The sequence below is a fragment of the Pokkaliibacter sp. CJK22405 genome, assembly GCF_046614695.1.
Lineage (GTDB): Bacteria > Pseudomonadota > Gammaproteobacteria > Pseudomonadales > Balneatricaceae > Pokkaliibacter.
In genome coordinates this window covers 119,452-141,314 of the sequence record NZ_JBKKHQ010000001.1, presented here as the reverse complement: position 1 = coordinate 141,314, position 21,863 = coordinate 119,452, and the positions used below count along the sequence as shown (strand labels likewise).

Genomic DNA, 21,863 nt, shown 5'->3' with positions numbered 1-21,863 from the left:
CAACCACTCGCTTCTGTGCCAGACCCTTAACTCCTTTTCTTGTCGTTTTAAGCCGCATTATTCGCCTTAGGTGATCTTGAAGCTTAATTATGGATCGATTATTCTATAATTGTTTTTGACGGAGCAACGCTATGAATTCCGAGCGTTAAACTCCGGCCAAAACCGTAAACCAACTTCTTGAAGGGAGAGAAAATGATGAGTACGACACTGAGTCTGAACTGGACTGGCGGCAAGCAGGGTAGTGGTCAGATCGAAGGCAAGGACTTCTCTGCTGCCATTTCTATTCCTGAGTCTCTGGGTGGTGCAGGTACGGGTTCCAACCCGAAAGAGCTTTATGTCGCCTCAACTGCCGCATGTTTTCTGGCAACCTTGTCCGCGATTAGCGAGGGCAAGAAACTGCCTGTTGAAGCCCTGAACGTGCAAACCGAAGCAGAAGAAACCAAAGACAGCTTTACGATCACCCATCATGCGACGCTAACGTTAAAAGCAGAGGCCACTGAAGAAGATCAGGCCAAGGCGAAAGAGATCGTCGCCGCGGCAGACAAGATGTGTGCTGTTGGAAATATGGCGCGTAAGGCTGGCGTTGAAATCAGCGTTACCACCCAGGTCAACTGATCGAACGGCTCTTGCTGAGTGACTTTGGCGAGGCTAACTCAGAGCCCATTCTCAGGAATGGGCTTTTTCTTTGGGGTCAGCGATCACCTCCAGAATGTCATCCCGCGCTTTCCCCGAGAGATAGGCACAGCCAGCACAGGCGAGAGTGATGGCGCCAATACCGCAGATCTGTGTCATTGACAGGGTTTCGCCCAGCACCACCCAACCTGCAACCGCACTGACCGCAGGGGAGCCACTCAGAAGCACACCGAACACCCGCGATGGCAGTCGCTGCATGGCCACCATGTCCAGCACATAGGGAAACACGCTGGAAAGCAGGGCGACCAGCAATCCAAGCATCAGCATTGACGGCGACATGAGCGCTGCCCCCGCTTGTCCTGCGCCCATCGGCACAATGAAAAGCGCCGCCACCAGCATGCCGCTGGCCACCGACTGACTTCCGCCACTTGCGACTCGCGTGCCCATCACCACATAGAGTGCCCAGCAAAACGCAGCAGCCAGTGCAAAGCCAACCCCACGATAATCCAGCCCATGATCCAGATTGCCCCAGGGCAACAGCACCAAACCCAGCACCGATAGTGCAATCCAGAGCAGGTCCTGCTTTTTACGCGAGCCCAGTAAGGCCACTGCCAGCGGGCCTATCACTTCAATGGAAACGGCAATACTGACGGGAATGTAGGAAAAGGCGCGATAAATCAGCACGTTCATCAGACCGAGCATCAGCCCGTAAAGCACCAGATGCAGCGGTTTGATGGTTTTCAGCGCCCATAAGCGCCAGGGCCGTAACACCAGCGCCAAAACGATGGAGGAGATGCCAAGGCGCACTGCGGCGACGCCATCAGCACCGATCAGAGGAAACAGGGATTTGGCAAAGGCAGCGCCGGTCTGTACTGAAATCAGCCCAAGCAGGGCAGACAGCATGGCGATCTGGGTGGTTTTGACCATGAAGGCGAGGCATTCCAACAACAGTTTTGAGATACCGCCAGTCTTCATAGAAAGGCGATCACAGCAGATACAACGAGGCCCTAACAAGCCGCCGCCATCATAGTGATCTGCTCGCCAGCGGGATAGCCCGCCCACCAAATAAAACCGGGTCTGTCAGCCGATGTAGCCACTAAAGCGCATCTGCTCGGGTGCCTGACGTTCGCAGTAGCGCCGACACACCTTGCGCAGTAGCTCTGCGGTATCCGTCACGATGGGCGAGGCGTTGCGCATGTGGCTCAGGCTCATGCGTGTCGGTGGCGTGGCCGGGTAGGGCAGCTGGATCAGCTCACCGCTTTCCAGCTCTTTCAGCACTAACACCGCCGGCATGATGCCAACACCAAGGCCAATTTTGACCAGATTGATCATCGCCGCCAGCGAAGGCGTCCCCGACAGGCGAATCTCCGAGCTGGTCATACCGTAGCGGCTACCCAATTCCTGCACCATATTGGACACCAGTTCGTAGGGCACGGTATTACGCATCTGGGTAATCAGCTGGCGTTTGAGCACCTGTGCAATGGGCGTATCCACGCTGATGGGCTTGGGTTTGGCGATCCAGTGCTGGGACACTTCCATCAGCTCTTCGCTATGAATGAAGGGCGCATGTTCGCCGCTGACATGCACGATGAGATCCAGCTCACGCATGATCAGCCGCTCTCGCAGGTTCTGGGTCAGCTCCACCGAGAAGTCGATTTGTACTCCCGGCATCACCCGCTCGGCGATCCGCATAAACTCAGGCAACACCGTCAGCACCACGGTTTCATTGACCCCAAGACGAATTCTTCCGCTGTGGGTCTGGGGCGCCGCCGCACGTTCAAAGGCCTGGGCCGCTTCAACGACGTGCTCAGCGTAACTCACCAGACGAGCGCCTTTTACCGTCAGCTCCAGGGTTTTGAAATCCCAGTCAAACAGAGTGACGCCAAGACTCTCTTCCAGCTTCTTGATGCGCATGGACACCGTTCCCGGAGTGGTGTGCATCTGCCTGGCCACTTCGCGAACGTTTCTGACCTTCGCCAGCAAAATAAAGGTCTCGATAAAGCGCGTATTCATGACTGCCTCGCGGTGGTGCGGCGCGCTTCAGCGGGAAGTATTTGTGCCCGCGAGAAGTGCGTTTACTGTTCAATAAAACAAAACAGGGTAGGCCATTTTTCTTCGATAGACAGGACTCAGGTCATAGCGAAATATGGAATGGCACGAAGTTAATCCACTTTTCATGCCGGAGTCGACGAAAACGCCCTCCAGTGTGAAAAAAAACTGAACAGACAAGCGTTAACCACCGCCAGCCAGACACCCGATACCGCGCTGAGCCCTAACGCTTCCGATTGAGCAGCCCAGGCTGATTCACAGGAGATGTACATGAAAACCTTCTTGCCACTGGTGTTATCAGCCGTCGTTGCGACCCAGGCCTACGCTGCGGATTTACCGGAGACTCATCTGAAAGTGGTCGGTTCTGTGGGCTCTGCTGCCTCCTACCGTGACTTTGAAAAACCCTTCTTCAGCGAAGAGCTGGCCAAAGACAGTAACGGCAAGGTGACCGCCGAGATTCGTCCCTTTACCGAGATGGGCCTGAAAGGCGGTGAGATCCTGCGTTTGGTGAAGCAGGGCGTTATTCAGTACGGCGCGACCATCATGGCGTACATGTCCTCGGATGATCCGGTGAATGAAGCCATCGACCTCGCAGGCCTAACGACTGATTACGACAGCGCCCGTGCCGTGACCGAAGCCTATAAGCCTTATCTCAGCAAAGTCTACAACGACAAGTTTGATGCCAAGCTGCTGGGCCTGTGGCCGAACCCTGCACAGGTGCTGTACTGCAAAGGCAACATCACCGGATTGAAGGATCTGAAAGGCAAGAAGGTGCGCACCTCCTCACGCACCCAGGCTGAGTTTGTCGATGCCATGGGCGGCACCGGCGTCACCATGGCCTTCGGTGAAGTGGTCCCTGCGCTGCAGAACGGCGTCGTCGATTGTGCGATTACCTCCACGCTCTCCGGCAACCTGGCCAAGTGGTATGAAGTGTCTGACCACATCGTGCAGCTGCCTATCGCGTGGAACCAGATTGTCCTCGTCGTCGGTAACAAGACCTGGAACAGCACCGACCCGAAAGTGCAGCAGTACATCGAAACCAAGGTGAAATCGCTGGAAGATCGCCTCTGGGCGGATGTTAAGTACCAGACGGAACAGGGTTATGACTGTAACCAGGGTCTGGATAGCTGCAAGCTTGGCTCCAAAGGCGCGATGACACTGGTGAAAGCCAGCGATGAAGACAAAGCGCTGCTGCATAAAACCCTGGTAGGTGAAGTGGTACCGAAGTGGGCCGCTCGCAGCACCAAGGAAAGTGTGGATGCGTGGAATGCCACCGTCGGCAAAATCGTTGATGTACAGGCTGCGAAGTAATGGCAGCCCGTGCTCTCGCACTCTGCACCTGGTTGGCCCGCTGGGCCTCCCGGGTTGCGGGTTTCATCGTACTGGCGGCGGCCCTGGTCGTCGCTGGCGATGTACTGGTACGCAAACTCTTTGATGTGACGATGGGCGGCTCCGATGAGCTTTCCGGTTATGCACTGGCCATTGCCCTGAGCTGGGGTAGTGCTTCGGTGCTGTTAAACCGCAGCCATATCCGCATTGATGTGCTTTATCAGTACCTTCCTCCCAAATTGAAAATGCTGAGTAACCTGATCGCACTGATCGGCCTTGGCAGTTTTGTTGGCTTGCTGGTGCGTTACAGCTGGGAAGTGGTGTTCTCCTCCTGGGAGATGAATGCGCTAAGCAACACGCCACTGCAAACACCGCTCTGGATTCCTCAGGGTCTGTGGTTTGCCGGTTTCTGCCTGTTCCTGTTCACGCTGGTGATTCTGCTCTGGAACAGTGTTGATGCGCTGGTTCGCGGCGATACCGACCGCCTGCAGGCCTTGCTGTCTCCGCGCTCAGGCGTGGAAGAGGCGGAAGATGAAGCGGCACAGGCCGAAGCATTGTCCGCCAAAGGAGAACCTTCATGATTCTGACTGCTCTGGTGGTACTGCTGGCATTGCTGGCCGCCTCGATTCCCGTTGCCGCCAGTATTGGTCTGCTCGGCACGGTGCTGGATAACTTCTACTCCTTCCTGCCGGTGACCCGTGCGATTGGTGAAGTGTCCTGGTCGTCCAGCCATGAGTTTCTGCTGGTGTCGATCCCGCTCTTTATTCTGCTCGGCGAATTGCTGCTGCGCTCCGGTTATGCCGAACGCATGTACGATGCGCTGACCGTATGGCTGAACTGGCTACCCGGTGGTCTGAACCACGCCAATATCGTTGCCTGTGGCCTGTTTTCAGCCACCAGCGGCTCCAGTGTGGCAACCTCGGCGACCGTCGGCACGGTGGCGCTGCCTCAGGCACGCAAGCACCGTTACAACGAGCGGCTGTTTATCGGCTCGCTGGCGGCGGGTGGTACGCTGGGTATTCTGATTCCGCCCTCCGTTAACATGATTATTTATGGCGTACTGACGGACACCTCTGTTCCGCGTCTTTACCTGGCAGGTTTAATTCCCGGCATCGTTCTGGTGCTGATCTTTATGGCGATTATTATGACTGCCTGTCTGGCGCGTCCGCACTGGGGCGGCACCCGTCAGAAAGCCAGCTGGCGTGAGCGTCGCGGTGCGCTGGTGCATTTGCTGCCGCCGCTGTTTTTGTTCCTGGTGGTGGTGGGTTCCATCTACATGGGCATTGCCACGCCAACAGAATCCGCCGCGCTGGGCGTCGTCGCCATGATGATTCTTGCTGCCTGTGTAGGACGATTGACCTGGAAGGTACTGCGCGAAGCGGTTGAGAATACCGTGCACTCCACCGCGATGATCATGCTGATCGTGATGGCGGCATACTTCCTGAACTTCGTCATGACCTCGGTGGGCTTAACCGATGCGCTGGTAGGCTCCATCTCCGGCATGGGCATCAGCCCCACCATGATGCTGTTTCTGGTGATCGTGCTGTTCCTGATTCTGGGCTGCTTTATGGAAACCCTGTCCCTGATGATTACCACCGTGCCCATCATCGCACCGGTGATGATCAAACTGGGTTTTGACCCGATCTGGTTCGGCATTCTGGTGATTGTCCTGATTGAATCAGCGCTGATCACTCCACCCGTGGGCCTCAACCTTTTTGTGGTACAGAACGTGCGCCGCTCAGGCCCCATGCATGACACCATCATCGGCGTGCTGCCCTTTGTGGCCGGACTCTTCCTGATGATTGGTCTCTTGATTCTGGCGCCGGGCCTCGCCAACTGGCTGCCCTCGGTCGTCATGGGCTAAGCCTTAGGATACGCAGTCAATGAAGCAGGGCGGCGACAGTTTCTGCGCCGCCACTTCGGGAGAACGCTATGCAACACACACCAACCACTTCGGCTGAGAACGCAATGAACACAGCATTTTCTACTCCGGCAGAGCTGCGCGCCCTGATCGCCAGCGGCGTTTGGGCCAAACCCACCTCCGGCATTCTGGATGATTACCAGCAGGCCAACCTGGCCGTCGTTCCTCAGGCGCAGGCCTATGACTTCCTGCTGTTTTGCCACCGTAACCCTAAAGCCTGTCCACTGCTGGCCGTGTCTGATATCGGCAACCCCATGATCGAGTTTCACGGCTCGGTGATGGATGTACGCTGCATGATTCCTCGCTACCGCGTCTGGAAAAAGGGTGAGCTGGTCGCAGAACCGACGGATCTTGGCGAGTTCTGGCAGGAGGATTCCGTCGCCTTCCTGCTCGGCTGCAGCCACACCTTTGATGCGCCACTGGGCCGTGCCGGCATTCCTGTCAGCCCCGAAGCACCTGCGGTGTATTACACCAACATTGCCTGCACCAGCGTCGGCAACATCAAAGGCAACATGGTGGTCAGCATGCGTCCGGTGGAAGCGAGCAAGGTGCCGCTGGCGATGAACATCACCGCGCGCTATCCCTCCGGCCACGGTGCGCCTGTGCATGTGGGCGATCCTGCGGTGATTGGTATCAGTGACATCAGCAAGCCTGACTTTGGCGTCTTCCCCGGCGTGCCTGAAGGTTATGTGCCTGTCTATTGGGCCTGCGGCGTGACGCCTCAGGTGGTGCTACCGAACAGTGGCGGTGACTATCTTTTCACCCACTACGCCGGTCACATGATGGTCATGGATCACACCGTGGATGAAGTCGCCGGTTTCAGCGTCTGAACAGACGGCCTGAAGCCATCGGCTGATTCAGGGCAGAGGCCAACACCGGCTTCTGCCTGATCAACTTCCTGAATTTTTTATGAGCGGGAAGGGCAGCGAAGAGGAAAAACCCCAGGTTTTTGCTTTTAGCGCCCAGCCCCGGACTCCTATTGCCCGGTGACGTCCATGAAAGTTGCAAACGTCAATGAATCGACCTGTATCGTCACCCTCGGCGATACCATCAGCGAGCCCACGGCAGACCGCGTTACCCGTCTGGTCGCGGCCATTCGCGAACACCTGAGCGATGTGGTGACAGATCTGGTGCCGTCCTACACCACGGTGCTGATCAGCTACGATCTGCAGCGCATTAATGGCCTCAGCATTCGCCAGCGCATCACTGAACTGCTGGCACAGATTGATCAGGATCAGGGCAACACCAAAGCGCCGCGCCTGATCGAAATTCCCGTCTATTACGGCGCCGAAGTCGGGCTGGATCTGGATGAAGTGGCCAGCATTACCGGCCTCAGCATTGAAGAGATTATTCGCCTGCACACCGGTACGGATTACCGCGTTTATGCCATCGGCTTCACCCCCGGCTATGCCTATCTGGGAGTGACAGATGAGCGCCTGCGCGTACCACGCAAATCCACGCCGCGCCTCAAGGTGCCGAAAGGCTCAATGGCCATTGCGGATAACCAGACCGCCGTATACCCCAGCACCTCACCCGGTGGCTGGCAGGTGCTGGGACGCACTCCGACCCAGATGCTCGACTGGCAAAGTGAGACGCTGGCACTGATGGAAGTGGGGGATCGCGTGCGCTTTAACCCCATCGACCGCGATACCTATCTGCAACTGGGAGGAACCTTCGATGAGTTTTAAGGTGATCTCAAGTGGCGTGCTGTCACTGATTCAGGATGGCGGACGCTTTGGCTACCAGCATATCGGTATCACCTCCGGCGGGCCGATGGATGAATACGCCGCCTACTGGGCGAACCACCTGATTGGTAATCCGGTGCATACCTCGGCGCTGGAAATCACCTTCGGTATGTTGAAGCTGGAAGTGACCGAGGCCACGACCATCGCCCTGACCGGAGCGGACCTCGGCGCCACCATCGATGGCGAACCGCTGGCTCCCTGGCGGACCCATCAGCTGAATGCCGGCAGTGTACTGGCGTTCGCAACGCCCAAATCCGGCTTTCGCAGCTACCTTGCAGTGCCCGGCGGCTTTACCGTTCCCCAGCGCCTTGGCAGCAGCGCAAGCGTGGTGCGTGAAGGCATTGGCGGTCTGAACGGCGAGGGCGGCAAGCTGGAAAAGGGCGATGTACTGCCTTTTACCCCTGCCAAACGGCGCGATACCGAAGTCGCCTACTGGGCGATTCCGGACTACCACAAGCCACTGGAGCTGCACATGGTGCCGGGCTACCAGTTCGAGATGTTCAGCCGCGTCGAACACGGCAAGTTCTTCTCCAGCAGCTATGAAATCACCAATCACATCGACCGGATGGGGTATCGTCTGTCCGGCACGGCGGTGAAATCCTCCCGTACCGGTATCGTCTCGGAAGGCATTGCCTACGGGGCGATTCAGGTTCCGAGCGATGGTCAGCCCATTATTCTGCTGAAGGATCGCCAGACCATTGGCGGTTATCCCAAGCTTGGCTGTATCACTTCACTGGCAGCAGGCCAGCTCGCGCAGCGCGGGCCGGGTGCCAAAGTCGGCTTTGTACCGGTATCACTGGAGCAGGCGGAAGCTGAACGACTGATTTTTGAAAAGCATTTTGCGCGCTAGTCAGCACGCAGAATGAGAGATCGGGCAGGGCGCCATTACCTTGTTACGCGCTGCCCCACGACCACTTTCTGACAAGCGAGAGCCACGGTGAAAACTATCGACTTCAACAGTGACGTCGGCGAAAGCTTCGGCGTTTATCAGGGCGGGCAGGATGCGCAGATCATGCCTCATATTTCCTCAGCCAATATCGCCTGCGGTTTTCACAGCGGCGATCCGGCGACCTTGCGCAAAACCGTCGCTCTGGCGAAAAGCCACGGCGTGGCGCTGGGTGCTCATCCCGGCTTGCCGGATCTGCAAGGGTTTGGCCGCCGCACGATGGCAATCACCCCGCAGGAAGCCTACGACATGGTGGTGTATCAGGTCGGCGCCATGCTGGGCGTGGCGCTGTCGCAAGGAATGACACTGGCTCACGTTAAAGCCCACGGAGCGCTTTATAACATGGCAGCCAAAAGCCGTGAGTTGTCTCTGGCCATCAGTCAGGCGGTGAAGGACATCAACCCCAATCTGGTGCTGTTCGGGCTGGCCAGCAGTGAGCTGACCCGCGCCTGCGAAGAGATCGGTTTGCCGGTCGCCCATGAAGTCTTCGCGGATCGCAGCTATCAGGCCGATGGCACCCTGACCCCACGCGGCAAGGAAGGAGCGATGATCACGGATGTGAACCAGTCCATCGAGCAGGTCATGAGCATGGTGTGTGACGGTCGGGTGAAATCCCGGCAGGGTGACTGGGTTAGCGTTCAGGCCGATACCCTTTGTATCCACGGTGATCAGCCCGGTGCAGCCGCCTTTGCCCAGCAGATTCGTGCGGCGCTGGAGCAGGAAGGCGTGGTGATCCGCGCCTGCACCGCACAGTAAAGGCGCACATCTCAGGTGTTGGGTGGTAGCCATTTATTACCACCCCGCTAAACGCCTGACTCCAACACATGAGATCCATCCCGGCGCCCCTGGCTTTTTTCACGAAAGCAGGGCGCCCGGCAAAACTCGTCCTCAACATCGGGTTTTGCGCGAAAACTGATCATTTTTTCACCTTCTTCTGGCGCTCGTTGATCACAACGAGCAGTCCGAAAAGGCCGCCGACGGAGAGAACACCATGCGTCAGCCATCTGCTTCAGCACAGGCTCAGGCCGCACCCAGTGCCGATGAGCTTATCGCCATCATTACTGCGGCGATCAAAAAATACCGGTCGCGCTAGGCCATTTCGCAGATCAACAAGGGTTTCATCATGAACACAATCAACCAGCCACTTGGCATTACCGAACTGGTGCTGCGCGACGGTCATCAGTCTCTGCTGGCGACCCGCATGCGCCTTGAAGACATGCTGCCCATCGCCGAAAAGCTCGACCAGATTGGCTACTGGTCCATGGAAAGCTGGGGCGGCGCTACCTTTGACAGCTGCATTCGTTACATCGGCGAAGACCCGTGGGAGCGTATTCGCGAGCTGAAAAAAGCCATGCCCCATACCCGACAGCAGATGCTGCTTCGTGGGCAAAACCTGCTGGGTTATCGCCACTATGCCGATGATGTCGTGGCGAAATTCGTGGAGCGTGCCGCCATCAATGGCGTTGATGTATTCCGTATTTTCGATGCGATGAATGATCCGCGTAATCTCGAATCCGCCATTCGTGCCGTCAAGGAAACCGGCAAGCACGCCCAGGGCACCATGTCCTATACCACCAGCCCGGTGCATACCCTGGATAACTGGGTTGCTTACGCCAAAATGCTCGAAGACATGGGCGCGGATTCTCTCTGCATCAAAGACATGTCCGGCATTTTGACGCCTTATGATGCCTTTGAGCTGGTATCCCGCCTGAAGGCACAAACGGATCTGGAAGTGCAGCTGCAATCCCACGCCACCTCCGGCCTTGCGGATATGACGCTTCTGAAAGCCATCGAAGCCGGAATTGACCGGGTGGATGCGTCCATCTCCTCCATGTCCATGACCTATGGCCATACCGCCACCGAAACTGTTGTTGCGGCCCTGCAGGGCTCAAAGCGCGATACCGGCCTGCGGCTGGAGCTGCTTGAGCCTATCGCGGCCTACTTCCGTGAGGTACGCAAAAAGTACGCGAAATTCGAAGGCTCACTGCGTGGCACCGATTCCCGTATCCTGATTGCACAGGTGCCTGGCGGCATGCTGACCAACATGGAAAACCAGCTCAAGGAGCAGGGCGCAGCCGACAAGTTTGATGAAGTTCTGGCGGAAATCCCTCGCGTGCGTGAAGACCTGGGGCTGATTCCGCTGGTCACGCCGACCTCGCAGATTGTCGGCACCCAGTCCGTGATTAACGTGCTGATGGGTGAGCGCTACAAGAGCATCTCCAAGGAAGTGCAGGCAATCCTCAAGGGCGAATACGGCGCAGCACCGGCACCTTTCAATACCGAACTCCAGTCACGGGTATTGAATGGCGGTGAAGCCATTACTTGCCGCCCTGCGGACCTGATTGCGCCTGAGTTTGAGCAGCTGAGCGAAGAGCTCAGCAGCATTGCAGCGGATAAGAACCTGACATTGGCCAGCGGCGACAATCGCGTGGATGACGTTCTTACCTATGCACTCTTCCCGCAGGTCGGCCTTAAGTTCCTCGCCAATCGTGGTAACAGCGAAGCCTTCGAGCCCATGCCATCGGCCAGTGATGTGCTGGCCAAACCCGCCCCCGTCGATGCGGACACCGAGGTCTATACCGTCAGCGTTAATGGTCAGGAATACATGGTCGAGGTCAGCGGTGGCGATGTCTCCGGTATTGCGCCGGCAGGGCGGAAAAAGGCAGCTCCAGCCAGAAACGCCAATGCCGTTACTGCGCCACTCTCCGGTAATGTCTGGAAGGTCGCCGTCAGCGAAGGGCAGAGCGTGGAAGAAGGCGAGCTGTTAATGACCCTCGAAGCCATGAAAATGGAAACCGAAGTGCGTGCCACTCGCGCGGGCAAGGTCGCAGACCTGCAGGTGAAGCAGGGCGATGCCGTCAAAGTCGGACAGCCTCTCCTTAACCTCAACTAATCCTGAGCCACTATGGCTCAACCCCGATAAAACGCGATGGAGGCTGGTTGTGACACGGCGTTAACACGTGCAACCCAGCATTAACACTGCAGGCTAACTCCAACCTCAGGGCTTGCTGCTGTTAAGGCTATGGGTTTGTCCTTCATCGTGTTTTTTCAGCGACACTTCTGCCGACCTCTCTCCTGACAGGTTGACGCAGAAGCTGTCGCTGTTTTTTTATGCAAATTCAAATCCGTCCTTCACTTGCCCCGATGCACGCGACCGGGCGCACGCTCATATCAAACTCCTTATCCTGATATGACAAGCACCGCAAAGGCAGCCTTTTCCGCTATACTGCGCGGCTATTTCCCCGGTATTGCACCGGTATCGTCACAGAGAACGGAATTGCCATGAGCGGCTTTAGCGAACTGGGTCTGATCCCCGAATTACTTTCCACCCTTGATGCCCTGAATTATCAGGAAGCCACTCCCGTTCAGGCTCAGGCCATTCCTGTCATTCTCAAGGGCCGCGACCTGATTGCCGGTGCGCAAACCGGTACCGGTAAAACCGCAGGCTTTACCTTGCCGCTGCTGCAAAAGCTCTCCAGCGGCGGCAAAACCCGCAGTAATGGCGTTCGGGCGCTGATTCTGGCCCCGACCCGTGAGCTGGCCGAGCAGATTTTGCAGGCCGTGCAGCGCTACAGCAGCAACCTTAACCTGCGAAGCTACGCCGTTTACGGTGGTGTCAGCATCAACCCGCAGATGATGGCGATGCGAAAGGGCGCCGATATTCTGGTGGCAACGCCCGGTCGCCTGCTGGATCTCTACCGCAGCAACGCCTTGCAGTTCGATCAGCTGGAATATCTGGTGCTGGATGAAGCTGATCGCATGCTCGACCTCGGTTTTGCCGATGAGCTGGATGTGCTGTTTTGTGCGCTGCCACGTCGCCGCCAGACCTTACTGTTCTCAGCCACTTTCTCCGAGCGCGTCAAAGCCATGGCTGGCGTTATTCTGCGTGATCCGGCGCGCATCGAAATCGCGGCGCCCAACAGCACGGCAGACACCCTGAGTCAGTCACTGATTGCCGTTGATAAGAAGCGTAAGGTTGAGCTACTGCAAACCCTGATCCGCCGTCACGTTGAGCATGATGCCGCAGCGCAATTGCTGATCTTCGTTAAAACCCGCAAAAGCGTGGATGAACTGGAAAGCCTACTGGGTGAACAAGGCTTTAATGTCGGCGCTATTCACGGTGATAAAACCCAGGGTAATCGCATGAGTGCCATGCAGGCGTTTAAAAAACGTGAGACCCAGATTCTGGTCGCCACCGATGTGGCCGCGCGCGGGCTGGATGTCGAAGAGCTGCCGTTGGTCATCAACTTTGAGCTGCCGATCAACGCTGAAGACTATGTTCACCGCATTGGCCGAAGTGGTCGCAAGGGCAAGGAAGGCGCCGCGGTGTCGCTGGTCAGCGCCGATGAAGTCCAGCAATTAGCCGCCATTGAAACGCTGATTGGTCATTTGATTGAGCGCCGCGATGAGCCTGGCTTTGCACCAGAGCATCGGCTGCCGGAAACCGCACTGGGCGGTCAGATTATCAAGAAACCGAAAAAACCGAAGAAGAAAACCATTCCGGGCAGTGGTCAGGCCCTGGTCAAACCGGGTGAAAAGCCGGTGCGCAAGCTGCGCTTTATTGACCACCTCGACGATGGCAAAAGCTCCAATCCGGATCGCCGCCGTCGTAAGCCCAAGAAGAAGTAAGCACGGGCTAAAACCCAAAGCTTTCAACCCAGCGCCTTAAAACACAAAAAGCCCCATCAGGGGCTTTTTGCTTTCTCACGTCAGGCTGAATTAAGCCTTAACGCGGGATTTGTATTCGTTGGTGCGGGTGTCGATCACGATGCCATCACCAATTTCGCAGAACGCAGAAACCATCAGCTCGGTGCCGTTGTTCAGACGCGCAGGCTTCATGACTTTACCGGAGGTGTCGCCACGAACTGAAGGCTCAGTGTAGGCAATCACACGCTCGATGCTGGTAGGCAGGGTCACGGAGATAACTTTGCCTTCGTAGAATACGGCTTCGCACACATCGGTCATGCCGTCTTCGAGATACATCATCACATCGCCCAGATCGTCTTTTTCGATCTCGTACTGTTCATAGTTCTCGTCCATGAACACATACAGTGGATCAGCGAAGTAGGAGTAGGTCACTTCTTTGCGGTCCAGGATGATGTCTTCGAACTTGTCGTCCGCCTTGTAAACGGTCTCAGTACCGATACCGGACAGCAGGTTTTTCAGTTTCATTTTAACAACGGCGGCGTTACGGCCAGACTTGTTAAATTCGGCTTTCTGGATAACCCAGGGAGAACCGCTGATGCTGATAACCTGACCCTGGCGTAACTCTTGTGCTGTTTTCATGAGCGAAACTCAAAAAGGTGAAAAATTAAGGGCGTAAATAGTGGCCGACACTATAGCCGATTTTGCGAAATCGCAAAGAGGAAAGGGCGGATTATTCTTCGCATTTGGCTAAAAATTGCCGCATTTTGGCGACAAGATCACCCTGCTCATACAGCGCGGCGGCCCAGCGTCGGCTCTGTGCCCGCCATTCAGGCAAGGCATCGAGTAAGCGATGCCACTGCGGCGCGGCTAATTCCGGGCGGTTCCACGCCTGCCAGCTGGCGTTGACTTGCTCAGCCAGCGGTTGCGGCAATGCGGCAAGATAGCGCGCAAGAAAGGCATCCAGCTTGACCAGATGAGCGGATTCTTCCTGCGGATAGATATGCCAGATAAGCGGCTGACCTGCCCATTGTGCTCGCACAAAGGAATCCTCACCGCGCACCAGATTCAGATCACAACTCCAGAGCAGCGCATCGTAATCCCGCTGCTCCATAAAAGGCAGCACCTGCACCGTCAGATTCCCCAGGCACACGGAGTCACCTTGCTTCAGTGACGTATGGCCAAAGAAAGCGGCCACCTGTGGCAGTATTTTCCCTTCCGGAACAAGACAAAGCACAGGGCGCGAGTAGCTGCCGAACGCCTGTAAAAGTGCATCCACGGCAGTATTGGGATAAGCAAACAGGGACACCAGCAAAGGGGATTCGGCACCTGAAAAGCCAAGGCTATCGACACCAAGTTGGCTGAGCAAACCATCACGCTGGGCGGGGCTCGCCTGCCACTGGTCACGCGCCGCAAAAAGCGTGCTCTCACACAGTAACCCGCCGGTTTTAGGACTAAACCCCGGGAAATAGAAATGCTTGGCGAGGCCATTGGCCGGATGCACGGAACGTAAGCCATGACAGTCATCCGCCCAGTCTTCCAGCGCCAGATATTCCAGATTCAGCCACTTGGGCGCACGGCCCGCCGCTGCGGCTTCGACCATTGCCTGGATGTAACGCACAGGCAGCTCGCACGCGAAAGACTCAATCACCAGATCGGGCAGGGCGTGTGCGCTGAAATCCGCAGCGCAATGGTCAGCATCAGGCTGCGTTGACTCCGGGCTTTGTGGTTGCCAGCGGTAGACCTCAATGCCCTCAAGCCACTGCTGCCCAGTGATAAGCGCTTGCGGACAGATCATCTTCAGCGCGGCCAGCTCATCCACAAACAGACGTACCGCGATTTGCTGCTCATGCTGCAACTGACGGGCAAGACGCCAGCAGACACCGATATCACCGAAGTTATCGATGACCGTACAGAAAATGTCGCAACGCTGAATGGTCACAGTAATGTCTCTCAAGGCGGAATCTGCCGCGCATCATAGCAGCCGTTACCACAGAGGGAAGATGAATCCATCACCGTGGCAGCTGTTAACAAGCCGGTCAGAAGCCATTAAGGATAGTTGCGCGTTTCTGAAAAGAGCGATTGACGCACCAACCTACCAACTAGTAGATTACTTTTCATTCTGGAATACAGGCTGACGGATACCCATGACACAAGAACTGTCCCCCAAGGCATTGGAAATTGCCGATTTCACTCGCTCGCTGCTGAGTCTTGGGGGTTATAACAGCTTCAGCTACGCCGATATTGCCGCACAGGTCGGCATCAGCAAGGCCAGTATTCATCACCATTTTCCCAGTAAAGAACATCTGGTAGCGACCTGTGTCAGCCTTTACCGGCAAGAAGCAAAACAGGCGTTCACCTTCCTGAGCGGTGAGTTCAGCCACCCGGTGGAACGCTTAGGCGGCTACTTTGGCTTTTGGACGAACTGTATTGAGAATGGCATCTCCAGCTTTTGCATTTGTGCCTTACTCGCCGCCGAGCTGCCGGGGTTGCCAGAAACCATCGCCAGCGAAGTTCGCGGGCATTTTCAGGACCTTACCGAGTGGCTTGCCACCTTGCTGCAAGAAGGCGTTGAGAAGGGCATTTTTCATCCCTTTGAGGATGCCAGACTTGAAGCCTATGCACTGATGTCCAGCGTTCACGGCGCCATGCTGGCTGCACGAAGCTCAGGTGATCCAACGATGTTTCGCCAGCTGACCCAGCGTTATCTGGCACGACTGCTGATTCACTAAGCAGAACATAAGGCAGATTAAGAAGCGGAGCTGTGAGCTCCCTTTTTTAAGCACCACAACCCTACCAACTAGTAGGTTAATTGAAAAACCCACGATCCCAGACCAGTTATTAGCGAATAAAGGAGTCTCTTAATGCCACATCCCATCTCAGCCATAGGCTACGTTCATACGCTGGTGAGTCTGGTGCCCTTTTTTGCCGGGCTCTATGGCTTTGCCCGCTACGGCGCCATCCTGACAACGCGACTTTCCGGCAAGCTGTATGTGGGCGGAATCTGCCTCTCGGCACTGACGGCGCTACTGATTTCCAGTTCAGGTGGCTTCAATATCGCTCATGTCGTGAGCCTGGTGATCATGGTGATTGCACTTGCCAGTCTGGTGACTCCCAAACTGGGCTGGCTGGGAAGAGGGCGCCCGTATCTCACCACCTTTGCACTGTCTTTCAGCTATTTACTGTCTCTGGTGCCGGCCACCAATGAAACCCTGAGCCGTCTTCCACCCTCAGCACCGCTGGCACAAGGCCCGCAATCGCCCATCGTGGTGCATTTTCTGATGCTATGGGCAGTACTCTTTGTGATCGGTTTTGCAGTGCAATGCTGGAAAATTTATAGGAAGGGCGCCAACGTACACTGAAGACTGCCGCGGACAATACCCAGGAAAAAAGAGCCCTCGAATGAGGGCTATGGCAATAAAAACCACCTTTTGAGGTATCCCGTTGGCCAGCATTAACGGCTCGCCAACTGAATGAGTGCTCTCAGGGAAATGAGAGCGATACCGGTAACTCCTTCCGGCGATCTTCGGGGCATAAAGCCAGATCAGCTGCAGCTTGGCTGCGGACGTTACAGCAGGGTATTTGCCTGTTCCATTACCGTAACGCTTTGTGCTGTCCAGACCGGCATGGTGAGCGGCCTGCTGGACACGGGCTTATAGTGCCTGTGTTCGAAGTCAGTTTTATGACACTGGTTTGAGCGTTGAAAAAGAATCCTGTTCATCAAACCGACTTCTTTGTTTGCCATCATCCTGCTGTCAGTGGCACTGCCTTCAGGACCTTTCGATAGCGCAACGCCACCATCCCGCAGACATCATATTCCGGGGGCATGATGCGTCGAGATATCGCAGGTTCAGGGGTCACGCTCAGCAGTGGCATCTATAACGGCAAGCAGTATCAGGTCATCGCCAAACGCGCTCACAATCAAAGCGGCTTTAATCAGGTCATTGTTTTTATTGAAGGCCTGCCCGAGGCAGGCTCCGGGGATTTCGCCTTTACCAGTCGGGAGGAAGCCGCAGACTTCGGCTACAGCCTGGTGCGGCAAGTCATTGATGGGCGGTTATTGCATCAGGGGTGAGAGCCGTCGGATTAGATCACCGACAACTTCGGCCCCAGATCATTCTCAAAATGGGCAATCAGCATGTCGATAAAGACGCGGGTTTTCGCAGGTAGCCGTTTTTTCTCAGCGAAATAGACATTCACCGAGCCCATATCGATAGACCAGTCCGGCAACACACGCACCAGCTCACCACGCTGCAGATAGTCATAGGCAGCTTCCATGGACGACACGGTAATGCCCAGCCCAAGCGCTGCGCAGCGGCATAGGGCTTCCGGGTCATCCATGATGTATTTCGCCTTTAAGCGCGTCGAATACACCTCGCCATCACGGTGCTTAAGCTCCCATTGCCACAAACGGCGGCTCTTGTTAGACCGCAACGCAATGCCATCCAAAGGCTCGAGATCCCGTGGATGCTGTGGAGCAGGGTGGTTCTGCAGAAATTGCGGGGAGGCCAGAGCAATAAGGTGCAGCTTAAAAAGTGGCCTTGCGACCACACCGGGAGTTAATTCCGCACCACCACCAATCGCCACATCCAGGCCCTCAGCGATCAGATCCACATGGCGATTTTCAAAATGCAGCTCAGGTTCAATCAGCGGATAACGCTCCTTTAACGGTACCAGCATCGGCACGACGCGGTTATTGCCAAAAAACGGAGAAACGCTGACTTTCAGTCGCCCGGAAGGTTCATGACGGGATTCATCGACACTGGTGAGTGCATGCTGAATCCCTTCAAGATGGGCCGCGACCTCACAATATAAACGCTCGCCAGCTTCAGTGAGCGTCAGGCTTCGGGTACTTCGAAAGAACAGCTGCGTGCCAAGGTTTCGCTCCAGCTGCGCCACGTTTTTACTGACCGCTGCGGGAGAAATTCCCAGGCGGCGCGCGGCTTCGGAGAAGTTCAGCAGCTCGGCTGAACGCGCAAATGACTGCAATGCCTGCAAGGATTCCATCGGCCACCTCCAACTTTTAGTTGAAACTGATACTACGAATTCCCGACTAATACGTCCATAAAGCGCGAATTACCATACTCATCACAACCTCAGGGCCACAGGCGTTGTGGCTCTGAACAATCCGACAGCACTGGAGTCAGTGATGAGCAAGAAACTGGAAGGTAAAACAGCACTAATTACCGGCGGATCCACCGGCATCGGCAAAGCCACGCTGCTGGAATTTGTGGCACAGGGCGCGACCGTCTTTATTACGGGCCGACGCCAAAAAGAGCTGGATGCCGCTGTGGCAGAAGCCGGCTCGAACGCCATCGGCATTCAGGGTGATATTTCCAACCTGGCGGATCTTGACTGTGTCTTTGCAGAAATTGCCGCTAAAACCGACCATCTCGACATTGTCTTTGCCAATGCCGGCGTGGGTGATTTCCAACGTTTCGGCGAGATCACTGAAGAGCACTTCGACAAAGCCTTCAATATCAACGTTAAAGGGACCTTGTTTACCGTACAAAAAGCGCTGCCACTAATGCGTGAAGGCGGCTCAGTCATCCTGACCGGATCAACCACAGGCAGTAGCGGCACAGAAAACTTCAGCGTTTACAGCGCCACCAAGGCAGCCATCCGTAACTTTGCCCGTAACTGGATTCTTGACCTGAAGCCACGTGGCATCCGCGTGAACACCTTAAGCCCAGGCCCGGTAAAAACGCCCGGCGCATTGGGGCTGGTGCCTGACGAAGCCGCAGATGATTTCATGAACCAAATGGCCAGTCTGGTGCCGCTGGGTCGCGTAGGTGAGCCACGAGAGATCGCCAGGGTCGCGGTGTTCCTGGCATCCGACGACAGCAGCTTTGTGAATGGCGCAGAGATCTTCGCTGACGGTGGCGCAGCACAAATCTAGGCGATCGAAACGAGATAACTGGCCAGTAATGATGGAGAACGCGTAAAACCGTTAAAAACATCAAACTGGCCAGAAGTCCTGAGAAATAAGGGATAAAACGAGGGTTACTGCGCGCAATGTATAATTGCGCATAATATGTATTATGTTAAATACAGTATTCATATTGAAGTTTATAACTTATTTTTTGCATAGATTTAATAAGACTTTCTGTAGTCGCCTTCGAATTCACCGATCTCTGCCAAGCAATCCAATACAGCTACACTACAAGTAATAAGTCGATGCATGCGTTCAGAGTCGTCCCATCCCGCGGCACTATGCTTCCCCCCATGAAAGAGATTATTGCGAACAGTTTTTACCGCTTTAACCACCTTTTTTAGATCGGGGTCACCATCGCCAAATCTAAGTGGCTCCCACACCAAAGCTGAGCCTTGACCGACGACTTGCCGATCAGGAGGCTCCCTCAGAAGAGAGATCGCCTCTTCTGATAGTTGGTAGCTCCGTGCATGGCGACTTATAAATTTGTTCCAACCAGGCTCAGCGTTAGATCCAACATTTTCGTTCTTCAAGTAGTTATTTTCTTTGAGGCAGAACTCAAATCGAGAAAATCTATAGAAGAATTTAAACGCGAGCGATGACAGCTCAGACGTGATTTGATCTTCGCGCATTACAATTCCTTAATATGATCCGTTGTAGTCTATGACCTTCACCATCCATCCTAGGCAATGAAATCAATACGAACAGTTATAGAACGTCACCAATTCACTGACCACTCCCAGAACTTCCTTACCCTCTCCCAAAAATATCCTCTTGCAGCCCCGCGGCTTTTCCCTCAGGGTTTCTGGCTGTTGTCAGGCAATGAGCCAACGTCTTATGTTTTCACGTCCTCGTTCAAAGCTTTCTGCCACCAAAGCCATTCATTATTGGCTAAAACTGAGCCTGCTGGCGGCCGTTAGCGTTTTTTCCTCGCAGGTTCTGGCGCACCCTCACGGTTGGGTGGATATGACGGTCACGGGGATTTTTGATCAGGATGGCAAGTTGTCGGCGCTTAAGGAGCGCTGGCGTATGGACCCGATGTTCAGTCAGGTGATGCTGGAAGGCATTCCGGCGGGTAACAAGGATGAGCCAATTGAACAGAAGCTGGATGTGCTGGGTTCGAAGATTCGGGACAATCTGGCCAGCAAGAACAACCTGACCCATGTGCTGCTGAGTGATACGGATAACAGCAGCCAAACGCCTGCATCTCTGGCGCTGGATGATGTGCAGGACTACGACACTGAATACCGGCAGGAACGGCTGATTTTCAGTTTTATCGTGCCGCTGAAAACGCCGGTGTCGCTGGCCGGGAAAACCCTGCGCTATCACATTTACGATTCCACCTACTATATCGAGATGCTGCACGAGGCCGATGCCACGGGGGATAACCCGCTGCCAGGCGCCCTCACCTTGCAGCATGCGCCGACCGGCTGCACGACTAGCATCAACAAGGCACATCCGGATCCCGCGAAAATCACCGAAGCGGCGATGCTGGATATTACTCAGCAAGGCGAGCCGGATTTGGGTCGCTTTTTCACGGAAACCGGGGTGATCACATGCCCCAACTGAGTCAATCCTCGCGAGCGGTATTGCTGATCCCCGCCCTGTTTCTGGCGATCGCCGTGATGCTGTATATGAGTGGCGTGTGGCAACAGGCAGTTGTTCAGGTGGTGATCTGGCAGGGTGAGTTATACCGTGCGCTGGTGGCCGCCATCACACAGATTCGGCAGGCACCGACGCTTCAAGCCTGGGGCGTGTTATTAGGCGTCAGTTTTGGCTATGGCGTTTTTCATGCCGCCGGCCCGGGCCACGGCAAGGTGGTGCTGAGCACCTATGTCGCCAGTCAAAATAGCCACTGGCGGCGGGCGCTGGGGTTGTCGATGTTAGCCGCGCTGCTGCAGGGCCTGACGGCGATAGCCCTGATTGCCGTTCTGGTTTTTGCCCTCGGCTGGTTAACCCGGGAAGCCATGGGCACCTTGCATCAGGCGGAGCTGGCGAGCTTTATCATGGTGACGCTGATTGGCCTTTGGCTTTGCTGGCAGGCGTTGAGGGCTCTCTGGGTGCGCCGCCTGAGTGAATCAAGCCAGGTGCTGACAGGTATCACAGCATTTAAGCCGCTTTCATCGACCCATCTGCCGTCTGTCATGTCGGTAAAACCCGGCACCTCCCAGGATGACACTGGCCACGGCGCCTGCTCGGTTTGTGGTCATGATCACCACCTTGATCCAGCGAAAGTACATGACTGGCGCATTGCCTTATTAACCGCCCTGTCCATCGGCATTCGCCCCTGCAGTGGCGCAGTACTTTTATTAGGTGCCTCCGCCCTGCTCCATCAATTTGGCAAAGGCGTCGTCGCAGTACTTGCTATGTCATTGGGAACGTCCTTAACCGTAGCGGCACTGGCGATTCTGAGTGTTGTAGCGAAAGACTGGGTCGCTCGTCGCCTCGGCAACAGCTCTGGCGCAGGCCATTGGTCGGCGTGGATTCGTTTGTTCGGCGGCGTGGTAATTTTGCTTTTCGGGCTTTCCCTCACCCTCGCGTTTTTACGCTATTCGCCCACCACAGTGCCGGTATTGCTTGGCCCTTGAATGTTTAACCCTGAGGCCCCGCATCCCCAACCTCATTGTTACACTCTGGTCGATTGCACTCCCGAAGAAGCCAAAA

General features: G+C 55.7%; 22 protein-coding genes. 16 read left to right on the top strand and 6 right to left on the bottom strand.

The features are described 5' to 3' along the window. Positions 1-192 precede the first annotated feature (192 nt). Entirely contained in the window at positions 193-615 is a 423-nt protein-coding gene (locus ACKC9G_RS00680; RefSeq protein WP_411402917.1) for an OsmC family protein, read from the top strand. Positions 616-666: 51 nt separating this feature from the next. Here the strand turns inward: ACKC9G_RS00680 and ACKC9G_RS00675 are convergent, their stop codons facing one another. Together ACKC9G_RS00675 and ACKC9G_RS00670 are read right to left on the bottom strand one after the other, a co-directional pair. Beyond that, positions 667-1,560: an EamA family transporter gene (locus ACKC9G_RS00675; protein WP_411402915.1), complete on the bottom strand. Its 894-nt coding sequence runs from the start codon at positions 1,558-1,560 to the stop codon at positions 667-669. 153 nt (positions 1,561-1,713) lie between these two features. Beyond that, positions 1,714-2,646, bottom strand: a complete 933-nt coding sequence (locus tag ACKC9G_RS00670; protein WP_411402913.1) for a LysR family transcriptional regulator — start codon at positions 2,644-2,646, stop codon at positions 1,714-1,716. A gap of 306 nt (positions 2,647-2,952) precedes the next feature. Between ACKC9G_RS00670 and ACKC9G_RS00665 the strand changes: the two genes are divergently transcribed. From ACKC9G_RS00665 to ACKC9G_RS00625, 9 genes are all read left to right on the top strand, one after another. After that, complete coding sequence (locus ACKC9G_RS00665) at positions 2,953-3,993, top strand: TRAP transporter substrate-binding protein (RefSeq protein ID WP_411402911.1); 1,041 nt, start codon at positions 2,953-2,955, stop codon at positions 3,991-3,993. Next, positions 3,993-4,592 (top strand): TRAP transporter small permease subunit, encoded by a 600-nt coding sequence (locus ACKC9G_RS00660; protein WP_411402909.1) that lies wholly within the window; start codon positions 3,993-3,995, stop codon positions 4,590-4,592. The genes ACKC9G_RS00665 and ACKC9G_RS00660 overlap by 1 nt, the downstream gene beginning before the upstream one ends. Further along, entirely contained in the window at positions 4,589-5,875 is a 1,287-nt protein-coding gene (locus ACKC9G_RS00655) for a TRAP transporter large permease (protein WP_411402907.1), read from the top strand. The genes ACKC9G_RS00660 and ACKC9G_RS00655 overlap by 4 nt, the downstream gene beginning before the upstream one ends. Positions 5,876-5,979: 104 nt before the next feature. Further along, positions 5,980-6,762, top strand: a complete 783-nt coding sequence (locus ACKC9G_RS00650; protein WP_411402905.1) for a D-glutamate cyclase family protein — start codon at positions 5,980-5,982, stop codon at positions 6,760-6,762. 165 nt (positions 6,763-6,927) lie between these two features. Then, the gene (gene pxpB / locus ACKC9G_RS00645; RefSeq protein ID WP_411402903.1) at positions 6,928-7,620 is read left to right on the top strand and encodes a 5-oxoprolinase subunit PxpB; all 693 of its coding nucleotides are present in this window, start codon (positions 6,928-6,930) and stop codon (positions 7,618-7,620) included. Then, positions 7,610-8,527, top strand: coding sequence for a biotin-dependent carboxyltransferase family protein (locus ACKC9G_RS00640; RefSeq protein WP_411402901.1), 918 nt, complete (start codon positions 7,610-7,612; stop codon positions 8,525-8,527). Before pxpB ends, ACKC9G_RS00640 begins: the two co-directional genes overlap by 11 nt. An 87-nt stretch (positions 8,528-8,614) precedes the next feature. Then, the gene (locus tag ACKC9G_RS00635; protein WP_411402899.1) at positions 8,615-9,379 is read left to right on the top strand and encodes a LamB/YcsF family protein; all 765 of its coding nucleotides are present in this window, start codon (positions 8,615-8,617) and stop codon (positions 9,377-9,379) included. A gap of 367 nt (positions 9,380-9,746) precedes the next feature. Continuing rightward, positions 9,747-11,516 (top strand): sodium-extruding oxaloacetate decarboxylase subunit alpha, encoded by a 1,770-nt coding sequence (oadA, locus tag ACKC9G_RS00630; RefSeq protein WP_411402897.1) that lies wholly within the window; start codon positions 9,747-9,749, stop codon positions 11,514-11,516. 389 nt (positions 11,517-11,905) lie between these two features. After that, positions 11,906-13,252: a DEAD/DEAH box helicase gene (locus ACKC9G_RS00625; protein ID WP_411402895.1), complete on the top strand. Its 1,347-nt coding sequence runs from the start codon at positions 11,906-11,908 to the stop codon at positions 13,250-13,252. A gap of 90 nt (positions 13,253-13,342) precedes the next feature. On the opposite strand, the gene efp is transcribed toward ACKC9G_RS00625, so the two are convergent. Both efp and earP read right to left on the bottom strand, forming a co-directional pair. Beyond that, positions 13,343-13,909, bottom strand: coding sequence for an elongation factor P (gene efp / locus ACKC9G_RS00620; RefSeq protein WP_411402893.1), 567 nt, complete (start codon positions 13,907-13,909; stop codon positions 13,343-13,345). A 91-nt stretch (positions 13,910-14,000) separates the two neighbouring features. After that, positions 14,001-15,224 carry an elongation factor P maturation arginine rhamnosyltransferase EarP gene (gene earP, locus ACKC9G_RS00615; RefSeq protein ID WP_411402891.1) on the bottom strand — a complete coding sequence of 408 codons (1,224 nt, stop codon included), beginning with the start codon at positions 15,222-15,224 and terminating at the stop codon, positions 14,001-14,003. 190 nt (positions 15,225-15,414) lie between these two features. Here earP and ACKC9G_RS00610 point away from each other — a divergent pair, with 190 nt between their 5' ends. From ACKC9G_RS00610 to ACKC9G_RS00600, 3 genes are all read left to right on the top strand, one after another. Further along, positions 15,415-15,999, top strand: coding sequence for a TetR/AcrR family transcriptional regulator (locus ACKC9G_RS00610; RefSeq protein WP_411402889.1), 585 nt, complete (start codon positions 15,415-15,417; stop codon positions 15,997-15,999). A 132-nt stretch (positions 16,000-16,131) separates the two neighbouring features. Then, complete coding sequence (locus ACKC9G_RS00605; protein ID WP_411402887.1) at positions 16,132-16,629, top strand: hypothetical protein; 498 nt, start codon at positions 16,132-16,134, stop codon at positions 16,627-16,629. Between the two features lie 467 nt (positions 16,630-17,096). Then, entirely contained in the window at positions 17,097-17,342 is a 246-nt protein-coding gene (locus ACKC9G_RS00600) for a hypothetical protein (protein ID WP_411402885.1), read from the top strand. An 11-nt stretch (positions 17,343-17,353) separates the two neighbouring features. Here the strand turns inward: ACKC9G_RS00600 and ACKC9G_RS00595 are convergent, their stop codons facing one another. Then, on the bottom strand, positions 17,354-18,274 hold the full coding sequence (locus ACKC9G_RS00595; RefSeq protein ID WP_411402883.1) for a LysR family transcriptional regulator: 921 nt from the start codon (positions 18,272-18,274) through the stop codon (positions 17,354-17,356). 142 nt (positions 18,275-18,416) lie between these two features. On the opposite strand from ACKC9G_RS00595, the gene ACKC9G_RS00590 reads away from it, so the two are divergent. Then, positions 18,417-19,166, top strand: a complete 750-nt coding sequence (locus ACKC9G_RS00590) for an SDR family NAD(P)-dependent oxidoreductase (RefSeq protein ID WP_411402882.1) — start codon at positions 18,417-18,419, stop codon at positions 19,164-19,166. Positions 19,167-19,360: 194 nt separating this feature from the next. On the opposite strand, the gene ACKC9G_RS00585 is transcribed toward ACKC9G_RS00590, so the two are convergent. Next, a complete protein-coding gene (locus tag ACKC9G_RS00585; RefSeq protein WP_411402880.1) occupies positions 19,361-19,831 on the bottom strand; it encodes a hypothetical protein in 471 nt (156 codons plus the stop codon). A gap of 205 nt (positions 19,832-20,036) precedes the next feature. Here ACKC9G_RS00585 and ACKC9G_RS00580 point away from each other — a divergent pair, with 205 nt between their 5' ends. Together ACKC9G_RS00580 and ACKC9G_RS00575 are read left to right on the top strand one after the other, a co-directional pair. After that, a complete protein-coding gene (locus tag ACKC9G_RS00580) occupies positions 20,037-20,768 on the top strand; it encodes a DUF1007 family protein (protein ID WP_411402878.1) in 732 nt (243 codons plus the stop codon). Beyond that, positions 20,756-21,787 (top strand): nickel/cobalt transporter, encoded by a 1,032-nt coding sequence (locus ACKC9G_RS00575; RefSeq protein ID WP_411402876.1) that lies wholly within the window; start codon positions 20,756-20,758, stop codon positions 21,785-21,787. The genes ACKC9G_RS00580 and ACKC9G_RS00575 overlap by 13 nt, the downstream gene beginning before the upstream one ends. The last annotated feature ends 76 nt before the right edge of the window (positions 21,788-21,863 follow it).